This is a genomic window from Streptomyces sp. NPDC053665 (assembly GCF_055585285.1).
In genome coordinates, this window is the sequence record NZ_JBVJKK010000004.1 from 317,398 (window position 1) to 339,891 (window position 22,494).

21 protein-coding genes are annotated in these 22,494 nt (G+C 72.9%); 15 read left to right on the plus strand and 6 right to left on the minus strand.

Annotated elements, in window-relative coordinates; genetic code table 11:
- Window positions 1-44: 44 nt before the first annotated feature.
- From ACZ6ZN_RS18565 to ACZ6ZN_RS18600, 8 genes are all read left to right on the plus strand, one after another.
- Window positions 45-467: a cobalamin B12-binding domain-containing protein gene (locus ACZ6ZN_RS18565; protein ID WP_398107970.1), complete on the plus strand. Its 423-nt coding sequence runs from the start codon at window positions 45-47 to the stop codon at window positions 465-467.
- On the plus strand, window positions 464-2,899 hold the full coding sequence (locus ACZ6ZN_RS18570) for an amino acid--tRNA ligase-related protein (protein ID WP_469647484.1): 2,436 nt from the start codon (window positions 464-466) through the stop codon (window positions 2,897-2,899). The genes ACZ6ZN_RS18565 and ACZ6ZN_RS18570 overlap by 4 nt, the downstream gene beginning before the upstream one ends.
- On the plus strand, window positions 2,896-4,188 hold the full coding sequence (locus tag ACZ6ZN_RS18575; protein ID WP_469647486.1) for a glutamate synthase-related protein: 1,293 nt from the start codon (window positions 2,896-2,898) through the stop codon (window positions 4,186-4,188). Before ACZ6ZN_RS18570 ends, ACZ6ZN_RS18575 begins: the two co-directional genes overlap by 4 nt.
- Window positions 4,189-4,316: 128 nt before the next feature.
- Window positions 4,317-4,586: a hypothetical protein gene (locus tag ACZ6ZN_RS18580; protein WP_451877905.1), complete on the plus strand. Its 270-nt coding sequence runs from the start codon at window positions 4,317-4,319 to the stop codon at window positions 4,584-4,586.
- 41 nt (window positions 4,587-4,627) lie between these two features.
- Entirely contained in the window at window positions 4,628-5,881 is a 1,254-nt protein-coding gene (locus tag ACZ6ZN_RS18585; protein WP_469647489.1) for an MFS transporter, read from the plus strand.
- A 9-nt stretch (window positions 5,882-5,890) separates the two neighbouring features.
- Window positions 5,891-6,622 (plus strand): 4'-phosphopantetheinyl transferase family protein, encoded by a 732-nt coding sequence (locus tag ACZ6ZN_RS18590; RefSeq protein ID WP_469647491.1) that lies wholly within the window; start codon window positions 5,891-5,893, stop codon window positions 6,620-6,622.
- 201 nt (window positions 6,623-6,823) lie between these two features.
- The gene (locus tag ACZ6ZN_RS18595) at window positions 6,824-7,630 is read left to right on the plus strand and encodes an SCO4651 family lipoprotein (protein WP_469647494.1); all 807 of its coding nucleotides are present in this window, start codon (window positions 6,824-6,826) and stop codon (window positions 7,628-7,630) included.
- 92 nt (window positions 7,631-7,722) lie between these two features.
- Complete coding sequence (locus ACZ6ZN_RS18600) at window positions 7,723-8,688, plus strand: GNAT family N-acetyltransferase (protein WP_469647496.1); 966 nt, start codon at window positions 7,723-7,725, stop codon at window positions 8,686-8,688.
- 7 nt (window positions 8,689-8,695) lie between these two features.
- On the opposite strand, the gene ACZ6ZN_RS18605 is transcribed toward ACZ6ZN_RS18600, so the two are convergent.
- Both ACZ6ZN_RS18605 and ACZ6ZN_RS18610 read right to left on the minus strand, forming a co-directional pair.
- Complete coding sequence (locus tag ACZ6ZN_RS18605) at window positions 8,696-9,358, minus strand: NUDIX domain-containing protein (protein ID WP_451877909.1); 663 nt, start codon at window positions 9,356-9,358, stop codon at window positions 8,696-8,698.
- Entirely contained in the window at window positions 9,355-9,738 is a 384-nt protein-coding gene (locus tag ACZ6ZN_RS18610) for a DUF4406 domain-containing protein (RefSeq protein ID WP_451877910.1), read from the minus strand. The genes ACZ6ZN_RS18605 and ACZ6ZN_RS18610 overlap by 4 nt, the downstream gene beginning before the upstream one ends.
- A gap of 48 nt (window positions 9,739-9,786) precedes the next feature.
- On the opposite strand from ACZ6ZN_RS18610, the gene ACZ6ZN_RS18615 reads away from it, so the two are divergent.
- The gene (locus ACZ6ZN_RS18615; protein WP_469647499.1) at window positions 9,787-10,545 is read left to right on the plus strand and encodes a DeoR/GlpR family DNA-binding transcription regulator; all 759 of its coding nucleotides are present in this window, start codon (window positions 9,787-9,789) and stop codon (window positions 10,543-10,545) included.
- Between the two features lie 260 nt (window positions 10,546-10,805).
- On the opposite strand, the gene ACZ6ZN_RS18620 is transcribed toward ACZ6ZN_RS18615, so the two are convergent.
- Complete coding sequence (locus tag ACZ6ZN_RS18620) at window positions 10,806-11,180, minus strand: hypothetical protein (protein WP_398107959.1); 375 nt, start codon at window positions 11,178-11,180, stop codon at window positions 10,806-10,808.
- A gap of 365 nt (window positions 11,181-11,545) precedes the next feature.
- Here ACZ6ZN_RS18620 and ACZ6ZN_RS18625 point away from each other — a divergent pair, with 365 nt between their 5' ends.
- A complete protein-coding gene (locus tag ACZ6ZN_RS18625) occupies window positions 11,546-14,959 on the plus strand; it encodes an RHS repeat-associated core domain-containing protein (RefSeq protein ID WP_469647502.1) in 3,414 nt (1,137 codons plus the stop codon).
- Between the two features lie 314 nt (window positions 14,960-15,273).
- Entirely contained in the window at window positions 15,274-15,687 is a 414-nt protein-coding gene (locus tag ACZ6ZN_RS18630) for an SRPBCC family protein (RefSeq protein WP_451877913.1), read from the plus strand.
- 66 nt (window positions 15,688-15,753) lie between these two features.
- Here the strand turns inward: ACZ6ZN_RS18630 and ACZ6ZN_RS18635 are convergent, their stop codons facing one another.
- Window positions 15,754-16,971, minus strand: a complete 1,218-nt coding sequence (locus ACZ6ZN_RS18635) for a PP2C family protein-serine/threonine phosphatase (RefSeq protein WP_451877914.1) — start codon at window positions 16,969-16,971, stop codon at window positions 15,754-15,756.
- Window positions 16,968-18,554, minus strand: a complete 1,587-nt coding sequence (locus ACZ6ZN_RS18640) for a sensor histidine kinase (RefSeq protein WP_469647505.1) — start codon at window positions 18,552-18,554, stop codon at window positions 16,968-16,970. Before ACZ6ZN_RS18640 ends, ACZ6ZN_RS18635 begins: the two co-directional genes overlap by 4 nt.
- 119 nt (window positions 18,555-18,673) lie before the next feature.
- On the opposite strand from ACZ6ZN_RS18640, the gene ACZ6ZN_RS18645 reads away from it, so the two are divergent.
- From ACZ6ZN_RS18645 to ACZ6ZN_RS18660, 4 genes are all read left to right on the plus strand, one after another.
- A complete protein-coding gene (locus tag ACZ6ZN_RS18645; RefSeq protein WP_451877916.1) occupies window positions 18,674-19,042 on the plus strand; it encodes a hypothetical protein in 369 nt (122 codons plus the stop codon).
- Window positions 19,043-19,045: 3 nt separating this feature from the next.
- Window positions 19,046-19,480 carry a response regulator gene (locus tag ACZ6ZN_RS18650; protein ID WP_398107953.1) on the plus strand — a complete coding sequence of 145 codons (435 nt, stop codon included), beginning with the start codon at window positions 19,046-19,048 and terminating at the stop codon, window positions 19,478-19,480.
- A gap of 92 nt (window positions 19,481-19,572) precedes the next feature.
- Complete coding sequence (locus tag ACZ6ZN_RS18655) at window positions 19,573-20,022, plus strand: ATP-binding protein (RefSeq protein ID WP_469647509.1); 450 nt, start codon at window positions 19,573-19,575, stop codon at window positions 20,020-20,022.
- Between the two features lie 112 nt (window positions 20,023-20,134).
- Window positions 20,135-20,449 carry a hypothetical protein gene (locus ACZ6ZN_RS18660; protein ID WP_451877918.1) on the plus strand — a complete coding sequence of 105 codons (315 nt, stop codon included), beginning with the start codon at window positions 20,135-20,137 and terminating at the stop codon, window positions 20,447-20,449.
- A gap of 18 nt (window positions 20,450-20,467) precedes the next feature.
- On the opposite strand, the gene ACZ6ZN_RS18665 is transcribed toward ACZ6ZN_RS18660, so the two are convergent.
- Window positions 20,468-22,480, minus strand: coding sequence for a protein kinase domain-containing protein (locus ACZ6ZN_RS18665; RefSeq protein ID WP_469647512.1), 2,013 nt, complete (start codon window positions 22,478-22,480; stop codon window positions 20,468-20,470).
- Window positions 22,481-22,494: the final 14 nt, after the last annotated feature.

Here is a 22,494-nt window from a genome sequence, read left to right on the forward strand (position 1 = left end):
GCAACTGCCTCTCCGGAAAGCCTTGTTCTCCTATATTTCTGAGCATGCGACGACGGAATGTGAACACCCTGCTGACCGGCACGGCCTCGGATTCCCACACCTGGAACCTCGTCTATCTCCAGCTGCTCCTGGAGGAGTGCGGGCACCGGGTGCGCAACCTCGGCCCGTGCGTCGGCGGCGAACTGCTGGCCGGGGCCTGCGCGGCCGAGCGGCCCGACCTGGTGGTCATCAGCAGCGTGAACGGCCACGGGTACCGCGACGGGCTGAACGCCCTGCGGGCCCTGCGCGCCGCCGGGCCGCACCCGCCCGTCGTCCTCGGCGGCAAGCTCGGCGTCGCCGGCCGCGCCGACCCCGAGCAGCGCGCCAGGCTGCTGCGGGCCGGCTGCGCGGCCGTCTTCGACGACGGCGACACCGCCGCCCTGCGCACCTGGCTGGACGAGACCTTCGCCGGGCGGGCCGCCGCGTGAACACCATCGCGACGCTCCCCGCCCCGCACCCGGCCCGCACCGCGGGCGCGGCCGGCCGGGATGCCGAGGCCCACACCGGCGGGCTGCTCGACGCGGCACAGGAGCGCACCGCGTCCTTCGGGGAGTACGTCGCCGCCGCGGCCGCCGCCGGCCGTCTCGTCGTCCAGCCGCGCATGGGCTTCAGCGACCCGCGACGGATGCGCGAGGGCCTGCGGCGCACCCGCTCCGCCGTCGCCACCACCGTCGGCACCCTCACCATCGACAGCTACACACGCACCGGCGACCTCGCCGCCGCCCGGGCCGCGCTCGCCGAGGGCACCCCGCTCAACGGCTACCCCATCGCCACCCACCCCCCGGCCCTCACCCGCGACCTGCTGGACTCCCTCCGCGCCCCCGGCTTCCCGGTCCAGGTCCGGCACGGCTCCTCCCGGCCCGAACCCATCATCCGCGCGCTCACCGCGGCCGGCCTGGACGCCACCGAGGGCGGCCCCGTCTCCTACTGCCTGCCCTACGGCCGCACCCCGCTCGCCGAGTCCGTGGACAACTGGGCCCGCTCCTGCGAACTGCTGGCCACCCTGGTCCCCGACCGCCGCACCGCCCACGTGGAGAGCTTCGGCGGCTGCATGCTCGGACAGCTGTGCCCGCCCGGACTGCTCGTCGCGCTCAGCCTCCTGGAAGGACTCTTCTTCGTCCGCCACGGCATCCGCAGCATCTCCCTGAGCTACGCGCAACAGACCGACCAGGCGCAGGACGTGGAGGCGGTCCGCGCGCTGCGCCGCCTCGCCGAGGAGTTCCTGCCCGCCGACGTGGACCGGCACGTCGTCCTCTACGCCTACATGGGCGTCTTCCCCCGCACCGAGCGCGGGGCGACCCGGCTCCTGGAGGACGCCGCCCACCTCGCCGTCCGGTCCGGTGCCGCGCGCCTCATCGTCAAGACGGCCGCCGAGGCGCACCGCATCCCGACCGTCGGGGAGAACGTACGGGCACTGGAGACCGCGGCGGCCGCGGCCGCCCTGGCCGAACGGGACGGCACCGGCGCCCCGGCGGACGGGGCCGTCTACCGGGAGGCGCGCAGCTTCGTGGAGGCCGTCCTGGAGCTCTCCGACGACCCGGGACGCGCGCTGCGCACCGCGTTCGCACGCGGGGTGCTCGACGTCCCCTACTGCCTGCACCCGGACAACGCGGGCCGCAGCCGCAGCTTCCTCGCCCCCGACGGGACGCTCCGCTGGTCCGCCGTGGGGCGGATGCCCGCCGTGCCCTACGCCGCGCCCGGCGCGAGCGGCCCCATGACCTCCACCGGCCTGCTGCGAGCCCTGCACACCCTGGCCGACCGCTACGACCGCCCCGGCCCGCCGGCGGCAGGCGCGACGCCCCGACCCCCCGCCCCGCCGGCCCGCCCCGCCACGCCCGCACCCCGAACCCCACCCCCGTCACGACCTGGAGACGACATGGACGCCACCACCCCGCCCGCGCTGGGCGAGCACCTGGCCTCGCCGCGACTGCGCTCGGCGATGCTCGTCCAGCAGGAAGCCCTGTACGCCGCCCGCGCGTTCCTGCGCGGCGAGGGCTTCGTCGAGCTGCTGCCGCCGCTGGTGGGACCGGTCACCGACCCCGGCGGCCGGGGCGCCAAGGCACTCGACGTCGACTACTACGGACAGCCCTACAAGCTGATGACCAGCGCCATCCTCTACAAGCAGGCCTCCCTGAAGGGCTTCCCGCGCCTGTTCTACGTCGCACCCAACGTGCGCGTGGAACCCCCGGAGACCGCCGGCACCGGCCGTCACCTCGTCGAGTTCCACCAGATCGACGTCGAACTCGCCGACGGCACCCGCAAGGACGCCCAGGACATCGCCGCCGGACTGCTCACCCACGTCGTCGACCACGTGTGGACGGCCGTCCCCGACGTGCTGCGCGAACTGGGCCGCGACGAACTCGACTTCGCGGAACTGCGGTCGGGCAAGTTCGACACCCGCACCCACGACGAGGCCGTCGCCCGGCTCGTGGCCGCCGGCCATCCGCAGAGCCCCGACGCCGAGATCGACTGGACCGGCGAGCGGTTGCTGTCCCTGGAGGCCGACCGCCCGTTCTTCGTCGACGACTACCCGAAGGGCTCACGCGGCTTCTACGACCGCGAGGACCCCGAACGCCCCGGCGTGCTGCGCAACTTCGACCTGCTCGCCCACGGCGGCTACGGGGAACTGGCCAGCGGCAGCGAACGCGAGTCCGACTACGCGACGATCGTGACGCGGATGCGCGAGAGCGGCGAGAACCCCGCCAAGTACGCCTGGTACCTCCAGCTGGCCCGCGAGGGCATCCGCCCCAGCGCCGGCTTCGGCATGGGACTGCAGCGACTGGTCCGCTTCCTGACCGGGCTCGACTCCCTGTGGCAGGTCAGCGCCTACCCGAAGCTGCCGGGGGTGATCGCGCCGTGAACGGCCTGCACGCGACCGGGTTCCCGGAGGGCCGCGTACGCGCGAGGGCCCGGACCGGCACCGCCGACGTCTTCCCCGCGGCCGAGGAGTACGGCGGCGCCCTCTTCGGGGCCACGGCCGCCGAGCCTCCCGACGACCTCGACCGACTGCGCGTCGCCCCACCGGTGTTCATGCCCCGGCGGCTGGAGAAGCTGATCGACCTCGGCCGGGAACCCTCCCACGAGGACGTCGACCTGTCCGGCCGCACCGGCGGGTTCGCCACCCGGCTGCCGCTGTACCTCTCCGCGTTCGGCTCCACCCGGGCCGGCAGCGGCGACCTCGCCCTGGCCGCGACCCGGCAGGCCGCACGCCTCGGCATCCCCCTGGTGATCGGCGAGAACATGGTGCCGGTGCACGGCTACCGGCGCGGCGGCGACGCCGGGCGGGTGCGTTCGGCCCTGCTGGAGCGCATCGCCGTCTACGCGGAGACCGCGGCCGACGGCGTCGGCGGGGTGGTGGTGCAGCAGTCCACCGAGGACGCCGACTCGGAGGTGTGGAACCTCCTCTACAGCGACCCCGGCACCCGGGCCCTGCGCGACTCCGGCCGGCTCGGCTTCGAACTGAAGGCAGGCCAGGGCGCCAAGCCGGGCCTCGGCGGCATGACCGTGGTCGACGCCGCCGAAGGGGAGCGGCTGGCCGGGCAGTTCACGGTCCAGGACGTGCTGGGCGATCCCGCCCGGCGGCTGCGCTGCGCCACCCCCGGCACCTTCACCGAGGAGATCGTCCGCCAGCAACTGCGGTTCATGCGGAACAACTTCCCCCTCGCCCGCACCTGGGTGAAGTTCCACCCCGGCCGTGACGTGGCCCGGGCCGCCGCCACCGCCTGGGCGGCCGGTGCCGACGCCGTCACCGTGGACGGTGCGGAGGGCGGTACCGGCTGGGCGCCCCGGGTCTTCCTCGACGCGGTCGGCCTGCCGCTCGGCGAGTGCCTGCGGCGCATCGGCACGCCCGCCGGGGACCTGCTGGCCACCGGCAGGATCTGGGAGGGCGGCCGGGCCGTGCGGGCCCTCGCGCTGGGCGCCCGTGCGGTCGGCCTCGGCCGGGCGGCACTGCTCGCCGTGGACGAGGATCCGGACGAGGGCCTGGTCCGCCTCGTCGACGCCCTGGCACTGGAACTGCGCCTGCTGGTCAGCGCGCTGGGCAAGTACCGGGTCGGCGACCTGGCGCCGGAGGACCTGTGGGACCCGGCCGCGGGTCCGGTCCCGGCCCCGGACCGGGTGCCTGCCGTGACGGCCGGGGACCAGCCGTGAGCCGGTCCGCCCGCGGGGCGTCGGCGGAACCGCCTGGGGTGCGGCGGCGACCCGGCGAACGTCCCGCCTCGGGCCCGGGACCGGCACGACCCCGCACGGATCCGGCCCGCGGCCGGCCCGGCCCGGCCGTGGCGGACCGTCCCCGCTCCGCTCGCGGGCTGGTCCGGGCCCGGTTCCGGCTCACCGGCACCGACGGGACGCCCGGCGTCAGCGTCCGGCCCGGCCCCGGCGCCGGGACCGCCGGCACGGCCGCCACCCGTGCCCTGCGCGAAGCCGGGCTCGCCCACCTCGGAGGGCACCTGGAACTGCGCACGTACGGCCGCGCACCCCGGGACACCGAAGCGGCCCACGCCGCCCACCGGGCCGTGCGCCACGCCCTGGCCGCCCGCCGGCCCTGACCCCGGCCCACCCCTCTCCCTCGCACAGAACAGGTACCTCCATGGACACCACCGCACAGCACCCGGTCCCCTGGGGCCGGGTCGGCTCCCTCGTCGGCGGTCAAGCCGCCGTCCAGCTCGGCAGTTTCGCCCTGCTCATCGCCATGAACTGGACGGCCGTCCAGCTCGGGGGCACCGGTGCCGTCACCCTGCTGATGCTCGCCGCGACCGTGCCGCGCGCCCTCATGCTCATCTTCGGCGGGGCCGTCGCCGACACCCTCGGCCCGCGCTTCGTGCTGCTGCGCACCACCACGGCCCGCGTGGCGCTGCTGGCGGCCGGCGCCGTGATCACCGCGACCACCGAGTCCCTCTGGCCGCTGGTGGTGATCGCCCTGATCGAGGGCGTCCTGCTGGGCCTGGCCGGACCCGCCTCCGGCGTCCTGCTGCCCATGCTGGCGCGCGGCGACCAGCTGGCCCGCGCCAACTCCCTGTACGCCATGGTGCTGCGGGTGGCCCCCATCCTCGGCGCCCCCACCGGCGCGTTCCTCATCTCGGTGGGGGAACTGTGGCTGGCGCTGGCCGCCGGTGCGGTCACGGGCGCGATCTGGCTGGCCTGCCTGCTGCACGTCACCCACGGCTTCCGCCGGCCCGAGCCGGAACCCGGCGCCTCACTGATCAAGCGCTCCGGTGACGGCTTCCGGCTGCTGGCCGGCCACCCCCGCCTGCGCTGGATGTTCCTCGCCTCCCTGTCCCTGGACATGGCCTTCAGCTGGCCCGCGGAGGTCGCCCTGCCGCTGCTGGTGTCCCAGCGGGGCTGGGGCGTCAGTGCCGTCGGCGTGGTGCTCGCCGCGTTCAGCGTCGGCGCCCTCGGGTCCAGCGCACTGGGCGCCGTGCTGGCCCACCGCATCCCGATGTACGTCCGCCTGGTCGTCACCGGCGCGGGTCTGGCCGCGGGCATCCTGGTCATGGCGCTGATGCCGTCGGTGGTGTCGCTCACGGCCGTCGCCGCCGCCGTCGGCCTGCTGTCCGGCCTCAACGGCCCCGCCATCGTGACGCTCTACCAGGAGGCGGCTCCCGAGGAGCGGATGGGCGCGGCGATGTCCACGCTCGCGCTCGCCGGCATCGGCACCGCCCCCATCTCCATCGCCGTCTTCAGCAGCCTGTCGCTCGTGCTGGGCGTGCAGGCCACCTGGCTGCTGTGCGGCACGATCGCCTTCGTCTCCCCGCTGGCCGCCGTCCTCGCCCTGCGCCACCCGGCCCAGCCCCGGGAAGCCGCGCAGAAGCCCGCCGAGACGCCCGTCCCGGCCGCCGCCTGAAGGAGGGCCATGACCGTCCTGACCGTTCCCCGTCTGCTGCTGCCCCGGCGGCTGACCGGCTCCGCCCCCGACCCCGGCGGTGGACCGGACGGCACACCCCACCCGTCCCCGGGCCCGGAGGTGTGGCTGGTGGACACCAGCGAGTACCGCACCCACGCCGAGCGCCGGGCACCGACCGTCCTCGACGACCAGGAACTCGCGCGAGCCGCCGAGTTCGTCCGGACCGCCGACCGCGACTCCTACGTCTGCGCACACGTGGCGCTGCGCCGTCTCCTCGGCCTCTACCTCGACATCGCGCCGGGTGAGGTCGTCATCGAGCGGGCGCCGTGCCGGCACTGCGACGAACCCCACGGCAGACCCGTCCTGCCCGGCGACACCCTGCACTTCTCGCTCTCGCACTGCACCGGCCTGAGCCTCCTGGCGTTCGCCACCGCCCCGGTCGGGGTGGACGTGGAGGAACTGGTGGCGCCGGCGACGATCCTGGAGACCGCCGACGTGCTGCATCCACGGGAGGCGGCGGAACTCTCCCGCCTCCCCGCCACCGAGCGGCCGGCGGCCTTCACCCGGGTGTGGACCCGCAAGGAGGCCTACCTGAAAGGGCTGGGCGTGGGCCTGTCCGCCGACCCCTCGGCCGACTACGTCGGCTCGGGCCCCCGGCCGGCCTCCGTGCCCGGCTGGTCCCTGGCGGACGTCGCGGTGCCGGTGGGCCACTGCGCGGCGGTGGCCCTGCGCACACCCTGACCCTCGCGCACAGCCGCACCTCGGTGCCGGGTCACCGCGACCCGGCACCGCCGTCCCGTCGTTCCGCCTGCTCCCCGCCCCTGCTCAGTGCCCTGAGGGCGGCACCGTTCCCGATGCGCACTGCTGTGCGCGACATCCGTATGATCGCGGCGCGAGACGGTGCCACCGGGGCCGCGTGCTCGCCCGGACCTCGGAGACCCCATGCGCCGCCCTATCCTGCTCGTCGCCGCTGCCGTGCTGCTGTGCGCCGGATGTGCGACGGCCGATGCCGAGGACCGCGAGGCACCGGCGTCGACACCGGCCTCCCGCGCCGCGTCGGACCCCCGCTCCGCCGTACGGGAGGCCGTCGCGCGTCTCCGCGGGACCAGCGCCGCGGTCCGCCAGGAGGTCAGGCTGGAGGGCGAGGGCAAGATGTACGACCTCACCGTCACGGGCGGCTTCGACTTCGCGGCCGGCAAGGGCCAGTTGGCGGTCGACCTCCCCGGCGGCGCCATCGACCACAGCGACCAGGTCTTCGCCGACGGGCAGATCTACGTCAGCGGCGCCGCGGGCATGGAGAAGGGCACCTGGGGAGTCCTGCCCCGCGACAAGGCGGAGGCCCACTACCTGCTGCGCGCCCCGCTCAACGACCCGGAGCACGTCCTGCGGCAGATCGCCGCCCTGCGCGACATCTCCCGCGAGGGCGAGGAGAAGGTCCGGGGCGTGCCCACCGTGCACTACCGCGGGATCCTCGACCACCGGACCGTCACCCTGCGCATGGCCCCCGAGGTGCGCACGAAGATCAACCAGGTGCGGGACGCCCTGGGCAGTGACATCCCCGTCTTCGCCGACGTGTGGGTCGACGGCCGCGGACGGCCGGCGAGGACCCGGATGAGCGTGAACCTGTCCGGCGCACAGGTCCAGCACACCATGACCCTGTCGGACATCGGTGAGCCGATCCGCGTGAAGGTCCCGCCGGCCGCGGACACGGTCCCGGTCTCCGAGGCCGGCGGCGTCCTGAACGGCTGAACCGGCAGGCCCTCCCCCCGTCCCGCGGGGCCGCGATCCGGCTCGCGGAAAAGCCGTTGCACCCCTGACCACCGCCGCACACACTGACCGTCATGCCACAGCGCTCCGCCACCTCGCGCGTCACCGTACGGCCGGCCACGGTCGAGGACGCCGCCGGGATATGCGAACTGATCAACACGATCGACGTCATCGAGACCGGCGAACCGGGGACCGAAGTGGCCGAGGTCGTCCGCGACATGACGCTGTCGGGCACCCGGCCCGAGACGGACACCTGGCTCGCCTTCGACGAGGACGGGGCGTTGGCCGGCTACGCGCTGGTCTGCGACAGCCACGGGACCGGGCACATCGACGCCGATCACTACTCGCTGCCCGGGCACCACGAGGCGGGGGCCGCCCTGCTCGACCTGATGGCCGCCCGCGCTGCGGCCATCGCCCGCGCCAACGGCCGGCCCGAAGCGGTGTGCCACCTCTACCTCAGGGACCCCTCGACGCTCGACGCCACCTTGTTGCGGGACCGGGGCTGGGAGCCGGTGCGCCGGTACCACGTGCTCACCAAGCCCGTCGCCGCGGACACCGACACCCCGCCGACCCCGCCGCCGGGGGTGTCCGTACGCCCCTGCGCGTCCGAAGCGGACCTGCGGCTCGCTCACGACCTCGTCGAGAAGGCCTTCGTCGACCACTTCAGCCATCACCCCGTGGGTTTCGAGCAGTGGCGCGAAGGACTGGCCACGCCGACCACCGAGGCCGATCCGTCGCTGGTGTGGCTCGCGGACGTGGCGGGAAGCGGCACGGTGGGCGCCCTCGCCGCCCACGACAACCGCCTGACGATGGGGTGGGTCCGGCACCTCGGAGTCCTCCAGGACGCGCGCGGCCGCGGCGTCGGTGCGCACCTCCTGCGCACCGCGTTCGCCGCGTTCGCCGTACGCGGCAGGGACACCGTGGGCCTCGGGGTGGACACCGAGAACGCGACCGGCGCCCTCGCGCTCTACGAGCACCTGGGCATGGAGCCCGACCAGGCCATCGACACGTGGCAACTGCGCACGAGCACCGCGCCGTGACTGCCGCTCACCCCGCGAAAGGTCCGCTCAGCGCCGCCCAGTGCAGGATGAGGATGGTCTTGCCGTCGACGATGCGTCCGTCCCGGGTCATGGCGAGGGCCTCGGCGAACGGGAGCTCCAGCACCTCGATGTCCTCGCCGTCCTCCTCCAGCCCGCCGCCGCTCCCGGTCCGGTCCGCGGGCCGGTACGGAGCGGTGAAGAAGTGCAGGCGTTCGGTGACGGAGCCCGGGCTCATGTAGGCGTCGAGGACGTGGGTGACGGGGCCGAGGGTGACGCCGAGTTCCTCGGCGCTCTCGCGTCGGATGGCCGTGCGCGGGTCGTCCCCGTCGAGCAGGCCCGCCGCGGCCTCGACGAGCATGCCGTCGGGGTGGTCGTTCACATAGGCCGGGTACCGGAACTGCCGGGTGAGCAGTACGCATCCGCGGTCCGGGTCGTAGGGCAGGACGACGGCGCCGTTGCCCCGGTCGTAGGTCTCGCGCTGCTGCGTCTCCCACCGTCCGTCGCGCCGGCGGTAGTCGAAGGTGGTGCGGCGCAGCACGTGCCAGCCCTGGGACGTGAGCTCGACGTCGCGGACCACGACGCCGGGGTTGCGGTCGAGACCGCGTCCGGCCCGGTCGAGGTGGGTGCGTCCGCGGTGGTCGGGTGTGTCGATGCCCGGGCGGCTCGTCACGCGGCCTCCTGCGGGGTGCGGCGGGGTATCTCGGCCACGTCGTGGTAGACGGGCAGGCCGCGCCGCCGGGCCGTGGCGACGTCCTGGTCGGCACCGGTGGACGCGCCGGGCAGGCGCAGCACCGCGTCGCAGTGGGCCAGGAGGCGGTCGGCGGTCGGGTAGAGCACCTGGTCGGCGAGGGGGTCGGTGGGACCGGCGCCGGCGGACCGGAGGACGGGCAGGGCGATCCATTCGCCGATCACCGGCAGGTGGCCGGCCGCGAAGACGGGCCAGGCCGCGTCTTCGAGGCGCGCCAGGTTGGCGGCCATGGCCTGCGGGTCGCCGTCGGTGCCGGAGCGGTAGGGGCCTGCGATCAGGATGAGCATCGGCTTGTCGGTCATGGCCGGTAGACTACACGCAGAAACAGGCAACATCAGGAAGGAACGTGCATGCTGGCCGCTGAACGACGCGAGCACCTCCTCGGTCTCCTCGCCCGCACCGGGAAGATCGTCGCCAAGGACGTCGCCGCCGAGCTGGGGATCTCCGAGGACAGCGTGCGGCGCGACCTGAGGGAACTCGCAGCCGAGGGGCTGTGCCAGCGGGTGTACGGGGGCGCCCTGCCCGCGTCCCCGGCGGTGGTGGACTACGACGCGCGGCAGACGGTGGCGCCGGAGGGCAAGCGAAAGGTCGCCGCGGTGGCCGCCGGCCTGGTGCGGCCGCACGGCTCGCTGATCCTCGACGGAGGCACCACGGCCCTCGCGGTCGCCGAAGCGCTGCCGAAGGACCTCGTCTGCACCGTGATCACGCACAGTCCGACGATCGCCGCGGCCCTCCTCGACCACCCCGGTGCGGAGCTCTTCCTGCTGGGCGGGCGCGTCTTCAAGCATTCGGCGGTCACCTGCGGTGCCGCCGCGGTCGAGGCCGCGCAGAACGTCTCCGCCGACCTCTGCCTGCTCGGTGTCACGGGCGTACACCCCGAGGCGGGCCTGACCACCGGGGACGCCGAGGAAGCGGCGATGAAACGCGCCCTGTCCGCCCGGGCCGCCGACACCTACATCCTGGCGTCCTCCGAGAAGATCGGCACAGCCTCGCAGTACCGCGTCCTGCCTTGGGAGAAGGTCACCGGTCTGATCACCGACACGGCCCCCGGGGACACGGTCGTCGAGCAACTGACGGCACTCGGGGTGCGGATCCTGACGGCGGGCTGACATGCGGAAGGACCAGGATGGCCGGCAACCGTCGAAGCCGGTCCTGACATGTGTCAGGACCGGCGCGACCGGCCACCCGTCTAACCTTGCGGTGGCGTCGCGAAATTTCAGCGGCCGGGGCGGCGGGCGTCCCGGGCTCCCGCCCTGCCATGAATGCTCGGGCAGCGAATCCGCCGCGCCTCCGGCAATCCCGCGCAGCCGTCCCGCGCTCTCCTGCGGGAGACGAAATGCGGGAACCGCCGGAGGCGCGCGGATTCACGTCAGCATTCGCCCCGCCACACGGCCTTGGTGAACACCACACCGGCCGTGAAGTTCCATTTGTAGTCGCCGGGCCCGGGGTTGTAATGCAGGCAATCCTCGTACGTCCCGCCGTTGTACGTCCAGGTGAGCTGGATGTGGTCCTCGCCCGGGTACTCGACGCCGTTGTTGAACACTGAGCGGCCGCTCACACTGCCCGTCCAGTCACCCTCGGTCTTCACCAGGAGCTGACCGGTCTGCCCCTCACCTGCGTAGATGCAGAAGAAGCCCTTGCCGCAGCCCGAGGGATCGGGCTCCGCGGACGCGGTGGGTGACACGGCGAGCACGCCGGAGAACGCGGCGGAAACCACCAGGGCCGTGAATAAGCGCTTGCGCACGATACGCCTCCTCTTTCGGTGTCGATGCCGCATCACCGTAGCAACGGCAAGCGGAGGAGGGAGACATTCCGCTGGATTTCCGGAGTCGATCCGACAAGGCCCCTGCAAAGGACGTGCCGCCCGGAACTCGGCCGTCCGCCAACGGTTTCCGGCCTTTCCGAATCCGGTGGTCCAGGTATTTTCCGCTCGATTCATCGCCGCGGTCCTGCAGTGCGACACGGATAACCGTCCGGAGATTGACTCGTTATCGGCCCAACCGAATGCGGTGGGTATTGCCCCTGGTGCGGATGCGGCCAGGGTGGTGTCCCTCGGCCCCGTTCGGCGGTCCACAGGCCGCCGAACTCGTCTGCACAAGGGGGAGAACCATGCACAACGAGTCGTCCCGGGCGTTACCCGACGCCCCCGCACCACGGCGTGGACGGGTCCGCGCCCGGCACACCTTGTCCCTGACCACCCTGACCTCCCTGGCCGTCGCCCTCGCCCTGACGGCCGGCGCCCCGCCCGCCCTCGCGGCTCCGCACGAGGGACCCACGGCCACCACGGAGTCCCACTGGGGCAGATCGACGCCCGCGAAGACGCCGCCCGTCCGCGTCGGCGTCACCGAACCCCCGCGCTCCGTGGCGTCGGCCGCTCCGGACGCGGGCGAACGGGCCTGGCAGCAGCGCGAGGAGAGACGACTGCGCGGACAGGAGCCCGCGCCCTCGCGCTCGGGCGCCGCCGCACCGGAGCGCTATGTGCCCGAAGGCCAGGGGGCCGTTCCCTGGCATCGGATCAGCGACTTCCGCATCACCGACGCCCTGGTCGGCCGGATCGACTACTCGACCGGCAACCTGATGCTGGCGGCCACCGACTTCGACGTCGCGGGCGTCGGCCAGAGCCTCCGGCTCACCCGCACCTACAACTCCCTGGACGCCCCCTACGGCGAGGTGGGCGCGCAGTGGTGGCTCGGGTACGAACGGCGGCTGGACCTGTCGTTCAGCGACCAGGTGTTCCACTACGACGACACCGGAGCCACCGTCGAGTACCGCAGGAACGCCGACGGGACCTTCACCACTCCGGCCGGGTACTCCAAGGACCTGCGCAAGAACGCGGACGGCACCTACACCCTGACCGACCGCTCCTCCGGTCTGGCGGACACCTACGACACCGCCGGGCAGCTCACCAAGGTGAGCGACCGCAACAACGGCTCCGTCACCGTCACGGGCCACGAGAACTCCTCCGGCGCTCCCGCCGGCTTCAAGCTGACCGAGACGCGCTCCGGCCGGTGGATCGACCTGACCCGCACCGGCGAGCGCACCTGGCAGGCGAAGGACAGCAGCGGCCGCTCGGCCTCCTATGAACTGGACACCTCGGGCCGCCTGACCCGGACCGTCGACACCGCCGGCAAGGCGACGGCGTTCGCCTACGACGGCGACGGCCGACTGGTGAAGCTGACCACCTCGGAGTCCCGGTCCTCCGTGTTCACCTACGACTCCCAGGACCGGGTCACCTCACTGCGCCGCTACTCCGAGAAGGGCGGCGGCCCCGGCCCCACGTACACGTACTCCTACACGGGCGCCGGTCACCGCGACGCCGGCGTCACCACCGTGACCGATCCGCTGGGGCACACCAGCGAGTACCACCACAACGCCGACGGCGAGGTCACCAAGACCGTCGACGGGCTGAAGCACGAACGGTCGAAGACCTACAAGGACCACCTGGTGCAGACGGCCACCGACGCGATGGGCACCGGCAACGGCGGCCCCGGCGGCAACGTCACCACCTACGGCTGGGACACCCGCAACAACCCCACCTCGGCCAAGCTGCCCACCGGCGCCACCGCGACCGGCAGTTGGCAGACGATCGCCGGCGCCGACGTCCCCTCCAGCGTCAACGGCCCCGACGGCGAGAAGACCGAGTTCACCTACGACACGGCCGGCAACACGAAAACCATCGCGACCACCGGCACCGGCGGGGGCACCCGCACGTTCACCCACAACGAGGCCACGCCCACGTGCGGTGGCTTCCAGGGGCAGACCTGCTCGGCCACGGACGGCAACAACAAGAAGACGTCCTTCCGCTACGACGGCAAGGGCGACCTCGTCTCGGCGACACCGCCCGCCCCGCAGAACCCGGCGGTGTTCACCTACGACGCGCTCGGGCGCACCGCGACCGCCACCGACGGGCGGGGCGTGAAGAGCACCTACACCTACGACGACCGCGATCGCGTCACCAAGGTCACCACCGGGCAGTCCACGGTGAGCTACACCTATGACGACGACGGCAACCTGACCTCCCGGACCGACGGAACCGGCATCCAGACCTACCGTTTCGACGCGCTCGGCCGGGAGACCGTCCGCACGCTCCAGGACGGATCGCAGACGGTGCTGGCCTACACCGCCGACGGCAACGTCGACACCTACACCGACCCCGGCGGCGTCACCGACTACGCCTGGGACGCCGCCAACCGGCTCACGTCGCTCACCGGGCCCACGGACAAGAAGACGACCTACGAGTACGACAACAACGACGCCCGCACGAGGACGACCTACCCGGGCGGCACCGTCCAGGCCGTGGAACTGGACACCTCCGGCCGCCCGAAGAACATCAAGCACATCGCGCCGTCCGGCCGTATCACCGGCGACCTGACGTACACCTACTCCTACACCGCCGGCAGCGACAGCCTGGACGGCGTCAAGATACGCTCCCGCACGGACAACCTCTCCGGGACCAGAACGAGTTACGGGTACGACTCGGTGGGGCGCGCCACCCTCGCCGAGGAGGTCGAGGCGTCGGGCCGCAAGAACTCCTGGCAGTACTGCCACGACCCGGCCGGCAACCTCCTCTCCCAGGGCACCGTCCCGGGCTGCCCCGGCACCACGGCCTACACCTACGACGACGCCTCCCAGCTCATCGCCCGCAACGGCATCACCACCAACTGGTCCTACGACAAGGCGGGCAACGAGACCGCGGCCGCCCCGACCACCGAGACCACCCGCACCGCCGAGCAGTACACGGACTTCGGCCAGCTGAAGTCCCTCACCGTGCGCGACACCACCTACGGCGCCCAGTACGCGAGCACCGACAGCAGTGAGCGCGTCCGCCTCGGCACGACCGTCTTCCACAACGGGCCCCTCGGGCTGTCCGGGCAGACCACCGCGGGCAAGGACACCGAGTTCATCCGGGAACCCGGCGGAACCCTCAACTCCCTCACCACCGGCGGGAAGAACTACTACTACCTCACCGACGCCCTCGGCTCCGTCACCGCCCTCGTGGACGAGAGCGGCAAGCAGGTGAACACCTACCGCTACACCCCGACCGGGATCGGCCGGGCGGGCACCACGGAGACCGTCCCCCAGCCCTACCGGTTCACGGGCGGCTACCAGGACCCCACGGGCCTCTACCACTTCGGGGCCCGCTACTACGACCCGCAGATCGGCCGCTTCACCCAGCCCGACCCCTCGGGGCAGGAGAAGAACCCCTACCTCTACGCCGAGGGCGACCCGCTCAACCGCATCGACCCGAGCGGCACGTACTGGGTCGTCGACACCGTCGGCAAGCTCCTCGACGTCAAGTCGGCCGCCGAGGCGGGCATGGCCTTCCAGGAGGGCAACGGCAGGAAGCTGTGGGGCATCGCGGCCGGTGCCGCGGTCGGCGCGGCGGCCGAGGCGTCGTGCACCGCGCTCGCCGGGGCGGCGGGTCTGGCGACCGCCGGGTTCGGAGGATTCCTGGTCGCGGCAGGATGCCTCGCACTCGGCGAGAAACTGGGCAACCACGCGGAGGACAGCATCTCAGGCTGACGGACACCACGCGGACCGAACCCGAGGAGGACTCGATGACGACAGCCGAGACTTCAGGACGCTATGACCACCTGCCGGCGACGGGCTGGGTCATCGCCTTCGTGGTCGTCTGCTTCGTCCTGGCGTTCATCGTGAAGAAGCGGGGACGCAAGTAGAGCGAAGCCGTGCGTCGTGCCGGTGGTGCGCCTCATGCACCACCGGCACCGGTGCGCGCCGGCACCGGCGACGCGGGGGATGCGCCCGTTCGCCGCATCCGACGGGCGACCGGCCGCCGGAATCGTTTCACGGCGCACCCGCCGAGGAACCCCGCATGCATGGGTGACTACAACGACACGATCACGGTCACGGTCGCACCGGACCGGCTCTTCGCCTACCTGGCCGACGTCGAGAACCTGCCCGCGTACCTGCCGCGCCTGACCTCCGCGCGGCCGCACGGCGGCGACCAGGTCACCGTCACGGCCCACATCGACCCGCCGGACGCCCCCGAGCAGGACGTCACCAGCGAGGCGTGGATCCACGTCATCGAGGACGGGAAGACGCTCGAGTGGGGCGCCCCCGGCGAGCACGACTACCACGGCCGGCTTCAGATCGACCCGGGTGACGACGCCGCGACGTCGCGCCTGACCGTCCGGCTGCACACGGACAGCACCGAGGGCGCCCAGGTGGACCACGGCCTCGAGGAGGCCCTGCGCGGCATCAAGAACGCCGCCGAGGCCGCCGACCGCTGATCCGACGCCCCCCGGCCGGCACGGCACACCAAGAGCCACGACACAGCCACGACACCCTTCAGCGCGTCAGGTGGAGGGTGTCGTGCGCCACTCGTCGGCCGTGTGCCGGACGCTGCCGGCGTTCCAGTCCAGGCGCAGAATGGCGAGGTCGTCGGTGTGCCGGTCGGCGTTGAGCGTGCGCGTCCTGCCGATGAGCTGGTCGAGGTGGCTGCCCGGATCCGACGTGCGCAGCTCGTCCATGATGCGCAGCAGCCCGTCGACCCCGAGACGGGCCCCGGCGACGTCGGAGAAGCCCTCGATGAGCCCGTCGGTGTAGGCGATGAGGGCGCCCTGCGCGGGCAGGGTCAGCGTCGTGGCGGGCCATTTGCCCAGGCCGGGGGCGATGCCGAGGGCCATCCCGTGGGCGGCCTCGATCTCCGTCGTACCGTCGGGCGTGATCAGCAGGGGCGCGTGGTGACCGGCCAGGTGCAGGGTGAGCCGGGCCGCGTCGGCGTCCAGGGTGATCAGGGTGCACGTGGTGAACAGGTTGGTGTTGGCGCGTTCGGCGATGTGTATCTGCTCCAGCAGGTGGAGCAGCCCTTGGTCCCGGTGGCCGCCGAGGGTCAGTGAGCGCCAGGCGATGCGCAGGCAGACCCCGAGGGCCGCCGCATCGGGGCCGTGGCCGCTGACGTCACCGATGACGGCGTGCACCTGTCCGTCGTCGGTCTGGACGACGTCCAGGAAGTCACCGCCCAGCAGCGCTTGGGCCCGGCCGGGGTAGTAGCGGCTCGCGGCGGTGACGGCGGTCGACGTCAGGAGGGGTTCGGGCAGCAGGCCGCGCTCCAGTCGCGCGTTCTCCTCCGCCCTGAGCCGGCCGATCTGGAGGGCCGCGTTGGCGCGTTCCGCCTGCTTTCGCTGGACGGCGTAGCGGACGGCACGCTGCATCAGATCGGGCTCGACCTTGCCCTTGACCAGGTAGTCCTGCGCGCCCGCGGCCAGGGCGTCGACTCCGGCGCGCGGTTCGTCCAGGCCGGTCAGGACGATGATGGCGGCCTCGGCCTCCTCCTGGATCGCCTGGACCGTCTGCACCCCGGAGGCGTCCGGGAGGTGGAGGTCGAGCAGCACGCAGTCCACGGGGCGGGTAGCGAGCGCTGCACGCGCCTCGGCGGCGGTGCGGCAGCGGGCGAGGGAGTGCGGCAGGTCGGTGTCGTGGAGGAGTTCCTCCACGAGGAGGGCGTCGCCGTCGTCGTCCTCGACCAGGAGGATGCGGAACGGTACGGCATGCCGTGCCGAGGGGGTGTTCACGGCTGCGCCTCTCTCTCCCGATCGGTGTCGGGCCCGGTGCCGGCCTCGCTCACGGGGAGGGTGAAGACCACGCGGGTGCCGGAGGTGTACTCCGGGTCGATGGTGATGGTGCCCCCGTGGAACTCCACGACCTTCTTGCACATCGCCAGGCCGATGCCCGTGCCCGGGTAGGCGTCCTTGGTGTGCAGGCGCTGGAACAGGACGAAGACCTTCTCCCGGAACTCCGGGGCGATGCCGATGCCGTTGTCGCTGACGGCGAACCGCCAGTCGGCACCGTCCTTCGTGGCGGCGACGTGGATCCGCGGCGGCTGTCCCGGGCTGCGGAACTTGATCGCGTTGGAGAGCAGGTTCTGCCAGAGCATGCCCATCTGGCTCGCGTCGCCGACGACGGTGGGCAGGGGGTCGTGCGTGATCTCGGCATCGGTCTCCTCGATGGACACACCGAGGTCGTTCAGGGTCCCGTCCAGCACCGCCTCGAGGTCGACCTTCTGGTGGTCGTTGAGGATCCGGCCCACCCGGGAGAAGGCCAGGAGGTCGTTGATGAGGCTCTGCATACGGTTGGCGCCGTCGACGGCGAAGGCGATGTACTGATCGGCCTTCGCGTCCAGCTGGCCGCCGTAGCGCCGCTGCAGCAGCTGGGTGAAGCTGGACACCTTGCGCAGGGGCTCCTGCAGGTCGTGGGAGGCGACGTAGGCGAACTGCTCCAGTTCCGTGTTGGACCGCTTCAGGTCCTCGGCCTGTTCGTCGAGCAGGCGGCGGGAGTCCTCACTGAACTGCAGTTCCTCCACCAGGCGCCGCCGCATCGACTCCACGTCCGAGGCGAGCTGACGCAGGTCGGAGGGGCCGGTCACGCTCAGGGTGCGGTCGAAGCGGCCGCGGGCGACGTCGCGGGCCGAGGCGCTGAGCACGGCGAGCGGGCCGGTGACGCCCCGGCGCAGGCCCTCGAAGATGAGTGCCGCCACCAGCAGGATCACCAGGGCGATGACCGCGAACATCCAGTTCCGCAAGGTCTCCGCCTGCCGCAACTGCCGGTTCGTCGCGGTCCTCTCGCCCTGGAGGCGGGCCTGCTGGCCGTTCATCGTCCGGCGCAGCGAGTCGAACGTGGTCCGCCCCTCCTCGGCCCGCGACGTGGCGAGCCGTACCGCGTTCTCGGGGGACGCCGACGAGACGGGACGGGCTATGCGCTCCTGCCAGCGGCGGGCCAGCTTTTCGACCTCGGCCAGGTCCGCGCGGGCGCCCTCGTCGTCCGCGACCAGCGGCCGCAGCCGGCGCAGGGCCGCGTCCTGGTCGGCCTCGCCCTGCTGGTAGGGCGACAGGAAGTCCGAGCGGCCGGACAGGCCGTATCCCCGGATACCGGTCTCCTGGTTCACCAGGGCCGCCTCCAGCCGCATCGCCTCGATGAGGGCGGGGGAGCGCCGGTCGACGAGCTCGTCGGTCAGCTGTGAGGTGCGCCACATCGCCCAGCCGCCCAGCGACCCGAGCACGGCCAGCACGACCAGCGTCGAGGCGACCCCCGCACGCAGCCATCGCCGAGTGGTCCAGCCCGAAAACACTGTGTCGGTCACGGACTGTTCGCTGTTCATGGCGGTTTGTTGCTCCCCCTCGGCGGGCCGGGATCACGGCCTGGGACACGGCACGCCCACTGTACCGGCCCCGACAACACACGTTGTCTCGGGAGAGATCAACGCCTTAAGGTGGCCCCATGCCTGCTCCACCACCCTTGCCCGATCCGCCCGGCGGTGAGACGGCTGCGCTGGTGAGCGCGGTGGTGGAGGACATCACCCGGCGCCTCGCCCAGTACGGCCTCCACCCACCGGCGGACTCCGGCGAGGATGCCGACGACGCCCGGCGACGTGCGCTCGTGCGTCTGAGGGTGATCAGCGGCGTCAAGGACGCCGTGCGCCTGCTCGAGGACCAAGCGGCCCGGGCCGCCGCCGCGAGCGGAGCCGGCTATCCGGAGATCGGCCAGGCCGTGAGCATGAGCCGCCAGGGAGCCCGGCGACGCTGGCCCGGGCTCATCACCGGCACCACCCACCTTTCCACCACCCCTCCCACTTCTCGGAGCCTGTGACCCATGGCCGCTGCCGCCGCTACCCGCCCCCACGACGTGCTGCTGGTCGAGGACGACGTCGCCGACGCGATGCTCATCCAGGACGCCCTGTCCGAGCGCGGCACCCGCAACATCACCCAGGTCTCCGACGGCATCGCGGCCCTGGACTACCTGCGCGACCCCGGCAACGAGCGCCCCGACCTCATCGTGCTCGACCTCAACATGCCGCGCATGAACGGCCGCGAGTTCCTCGCCGTGGTCAAGGAGGACGCCGAACTGCGCACCATCCCGGTGGTCGTGCTCACCACCTCGGCCGCTCCCGACGACGTCACCGGCGCGTACCACCAGCACGCCAACGCCTACGTGACCAAGCCGGTCAACCTCGAGGAGTTCGAGGCGGCGGTCCGCAGCATCGACGCCTTCTACCTCGACATCGCCGTGAAGCCGCCGAAGCAGTGAGGACGACCGGACTGCGCCGGCAGCGGTCGCTGTCGCCGGCAGGGTGCGCGCGGGGCGCGAGGGGGGAGCACGAGGCAACGTAATGGGTCCAGATGTTGGGTGACGGCATAGCTGCGCGCATCGGCGAGCAGCACCCTCAGATCTCGGTCGATCTCGACGGTGACGGCACGTGCATCGCGCACGCGCGTCACCGCGCCGTCGACTTCCTCCTCCAGGCCAGGACGGTCCACGGCGTGCCCGTCTCGCAGCGCGCGACGGACGTGACGCAACTGGTGGTCAGCGAACTGGTCACCAACGCCGGGAAGTACGCACCGGGTCCGGCGCGGCTGGACCTGCGGATCCACGGCGGCGTGATCGAGGTGTCGGTGTGGGACTCCGACCCGGTGCTCCCGGTGGCGAGGGCGGCGGACGCGGGCCGGATCGGCCAGCACGGCCTGGAGATCGTCATGGCCGTCTCGCAGGGCTTCGAAGCGGAGCGCGTGGAGTCGGGCAAACGCATCACCGCCCGCATCGCACTCGCCGACGACGCGGGCGGCCCCTGACGGCGTACCGAGGATCCGCCCGTCCTGGGCGGACCGCGCGGGCATGAACCGCGCCGCGCGGGACACCCCATAGGCAAGTGCTGTGCCTGGTCCGGGGAATCGGGGGAGTGTCATGCAGGCCGTACCGCCTCGCGAGGTCATGATCATCACTGCCGCGGCGGCCGCCGGGGCCGCGCTCGGCGCACGCTGGTGGAGCTCCCGCGCACGCCGGCCGTACGCCGACCCGGACGTGCCGGCCCCGGAACGCGTCGAGGAACTGCACCGGATCTTCCGCGACGACGCGTCGACGCCCCCGGCCGACTCCCCGGCACAGACGCTGCACCGGTACTGGAACCGCCTGCTTCCCCTGCAGTTCGCGGCTCCCCCCGAGCCCACGGCACCACACCCCGTGCCGTCCGGGCGTTCGACCGGGACGGCCGGGCCGTGACCGGGGTGTGAGCCGCCGTCACGCGCCACCGGCCGTTCCTCGGGCTCCCGCGACCACCGCGGGATCGCGCGCCGTGCCGGCGACCGCCGGTCCGGCCGCCGCCGGGGCACACGGCAACGCGTGCAGGGCACCCGTCGACGAGACGGCGTACACGGCCCGGCTTCCCGGCCCGCACACCGCTGCCACGATCTGGCCTCCCAGAGCGACGCTCTGCAACGAGGTGCCGTCCGCCGCGTCCAGTACGTGCAGCCGGCCGCTCCAGCCGCCCGCGTAGACCGCCGCACCGTCGGTGCACAGAGTGAAGAACTCCTCTCGCCGGCCGTGGTGCGCCGTCCACAGCACCGCTCCGCCGGCCGCGTCGTGACAGTGCACGGTTCCCGCTGTGTCCGCGGTCACGAGGGAGCCGCCGACCCGGACCGGTGAGGCGACCACGGGTGCGCCCAGGTGCGCCTCCCAGACAGGGGAGCCGTCGGCGGCCGCCAGGCACCTCAGGGTGCCCCTGCCGTCGGCGACCACCACGTGCTCGTCGAGGGGCAACGGAGGCGCGAGCACCGGTGCCGTGAGCCGAGCGGGCGCCTTCCAGGCCGGCGTGCCGTCCTCGTCGTCCACGGCGAGCAGGTCGAGTCCGCGGGCGGCCGACAGGTACACCTGATGCGTACCGGCGGCCACCGGCACCACCGGGGCGTCCCCCAGGGGTCTGCTGCGCCACCACATCCGGCAGGTGACCGCGTCGAAGTGACGCAGCAGGCCGTCCGCGTCACCGAGGAACACGCTCTGCCCGCGCAGCAGCAGCCGGGCGCGGCTGAGGGCGCCGGGGGGAGCCGCCCAGCACCTGGTGTGTTCGCGGGTGCTCCATGCCTCCAGCCGGTCGGCGGAGTCGCACACCATCAGCACCTCCCCGTCGGCGCACAGATGCACCGGCGCGGTGAAGCCGGTGTGACGGGCCCTTTCCTCTCCGGTGCTCCCGTCCAGCCAGCGCACGGTGCCGCCGCGATCGGCCGTGACCACCGTGCCGTCCTCGGTCGCCGCGACGCTGTGGGGCCAGTCGCCGGCCTCGGTGCTCCAGCTGCGCCGCCCGGGACGGAACGGAACGGTCAGGTCGGCGGTGTCACCGGCCGTCGCCAGGACGTCCCGCAACTGTGTGCGGTAGGCGGCCAGGGCACGGGTGACGTCGGAGGGCAGCCGCAGTGCGCCGGGCTGGCCGAAGCCGGCCGCGACCTCGTCGAGCCGGGGCCGGTCGGAGGGCTCCTCCGCCAGGCAGGCGCGCACGAGCCGGCCGACGGCGTCGTCCGGCAGGCCGGACAGGTCGGGAGCCGCGCCGCTGATCCGGCGCGTGAGCATGGCCCGGGCGTCGTTCGCCGCGGTGTACGGGGGGTGACCGGTGAGGGCGTACAGGACGGTGCCGCCGATGCCGAAGACGTCGGTGGCCTGTCCGGTCGAGGCCAGTCCCCGGACCTGTTCCGGTGCGCAGAAGTGCGGGTGGCCGATGATCATGTCCAGGGTGAGGGTGACCCGCTGGCCGCGGATGCGGGTCAGTCCGAAGTCGATGATCCACGGCCCGTCCTGCGTGAGCAGGATGTTGCCCGGGTGGAGATCCCGGTGCAGAAGTCCCTTGGTGTGGGCGGCACTCAGGGTGTCGGCGAGTTCGGCGGCCACGGCATGGACGGCGTCCGGGGGCAGGGGGCCGCCGTGCGTCTCCACGATGCGGTACAGCGACAGGCCCGGGATGAACCGGGTGGCCAGAGTCGGCCGCCGGCCCGTCGTGAAGTCGAAGGCCAGCAGCTCGGGGATGCGCGCACCGCGGCAACGCTCCAGGGCCTTGCTCTCCTGGTGGAAGCGCTGCATGTGCTGCGCGTCGTCGGTGAATTCGCTCTTGAGCACCTTCACGGCCGCCAGCGTGGCCGGGCCGTGCCCCTCCTCCCGGCGCCGGCCGAGGTAGACCGTGCCGAAGCCGCCGGTCCCCAGGCGGCCCACCAGGCGGAAGCCCGCGGCCTCGGACGGGTCGCCGGCCGGATCCAGTGGCATCACCATGTTGCGTCCCTTCT

Coding starts and splice junctions, on each gene's coding strand:
- ACZ6ZN_RS18640 (WP_469647505.1), bottom strand. CDS start 18,554: ATGAACAGCGAACAGTCCGTGACCGACACAGTGTTTTCGGGCTGGACC.
- ACZ6ZN_RS18665 (WP_469647512.1), bottom strand. CDS start 22,480: ATGGTGATGCCACTGGATCCGGCCGGCGACCCGTCCGAGGCCGCGGGC.
- ACZ6ZN_RS18600 (WP_469647496.1), top strand. CDS start 7,723: ATGCCACAGCGCTCCGCCACCTCGCGCGTCACCGTACGGCCGGCCACG.
- ACZ6ZN_RS18595 (WP_469647494.1), top strand. CDS start 6,824: ATGCGCCGCCCTATCCTGCTCGTCGCCGCTGCCGTGCTGCTGTGCGCC.
- ACZ6ZN_RS18610 (WP_451877910.1), bottom strand. CDS start 9,738: ATGACCGACAAGCCGATGCTCATCCTGATCGCAGGCCCCTACCGCTCC.
- ACZ6ZN_RS18645 (WP_451877916.1), top strand. CDS start 18,674: ATGCCTGCTCCACCACCCTTGCCCGATCCGCCCGGCGGTGAGACGGCT.
- ACZ6ZN_RS18660 (WP_451877918.1), top strand. CDS start 20,135: ATGCAGGCCGTACCGCCTCGCGAGGTCATGATCATCACTGCCGCGGCG.
- ACZ6ZN_RS18585 (WP_469647489.1), top strand. CDS start 4,628: ATGGACACCACCGCACAGCACCCGGTCCCCTGGGGCCGGGTCGGCTCC.
- ACZ6ZN_RS18655 (WP_469647509.1), top strand. CDS start 19,573: ATGTTGGGTGACGGCATAGCTGCGCGCATCGGCGAGCAGCACCCTCAG.
- ACZ6ZN_RS18565 (WP_398107970.1), top strand. CDS start 45: ATGCGACGACGGAATGTGAACACCCTGCTGACCGGCACGGCCTCGGAT.
- ACZ6ZN_RS18650 (WP_398107953.1), top strand. CDS start 19,046: ATGGCCGCTGCCGCCGCTACCCGCCCCCACGACGTGCTGCTGGTCGAG.
- ACZ6ZN_RS18590 (WP_469647491.1), top strand. CDS start 5,891: ATGACCGTCCTGACCGTTCCCCGTCTGCTGCTGCCCCGGCGGCTGACC.
- ACZ6ZN_RS18615 (WP_469647499.1), top strand. CDS start 9,787: ATGCTGGCCGCTGAACGACGCGAGCACCTCCTCGGTCTCCTCGCCCGC.
- ACZ6ZN_RS18630 (WP_451877913.1), top strand. CDS start 15,274: ATGGGTGACTACAACGACACGATCACGGTCACGGTCGCACCGGACCGG.
- ACZ6ZN_RS18625 (WP_469647502.1), top strand. CDS start 11,546: ATGCACAACGAGTCGTCCCGGGCGTTACCCGACGCCCCCGCACCACGG.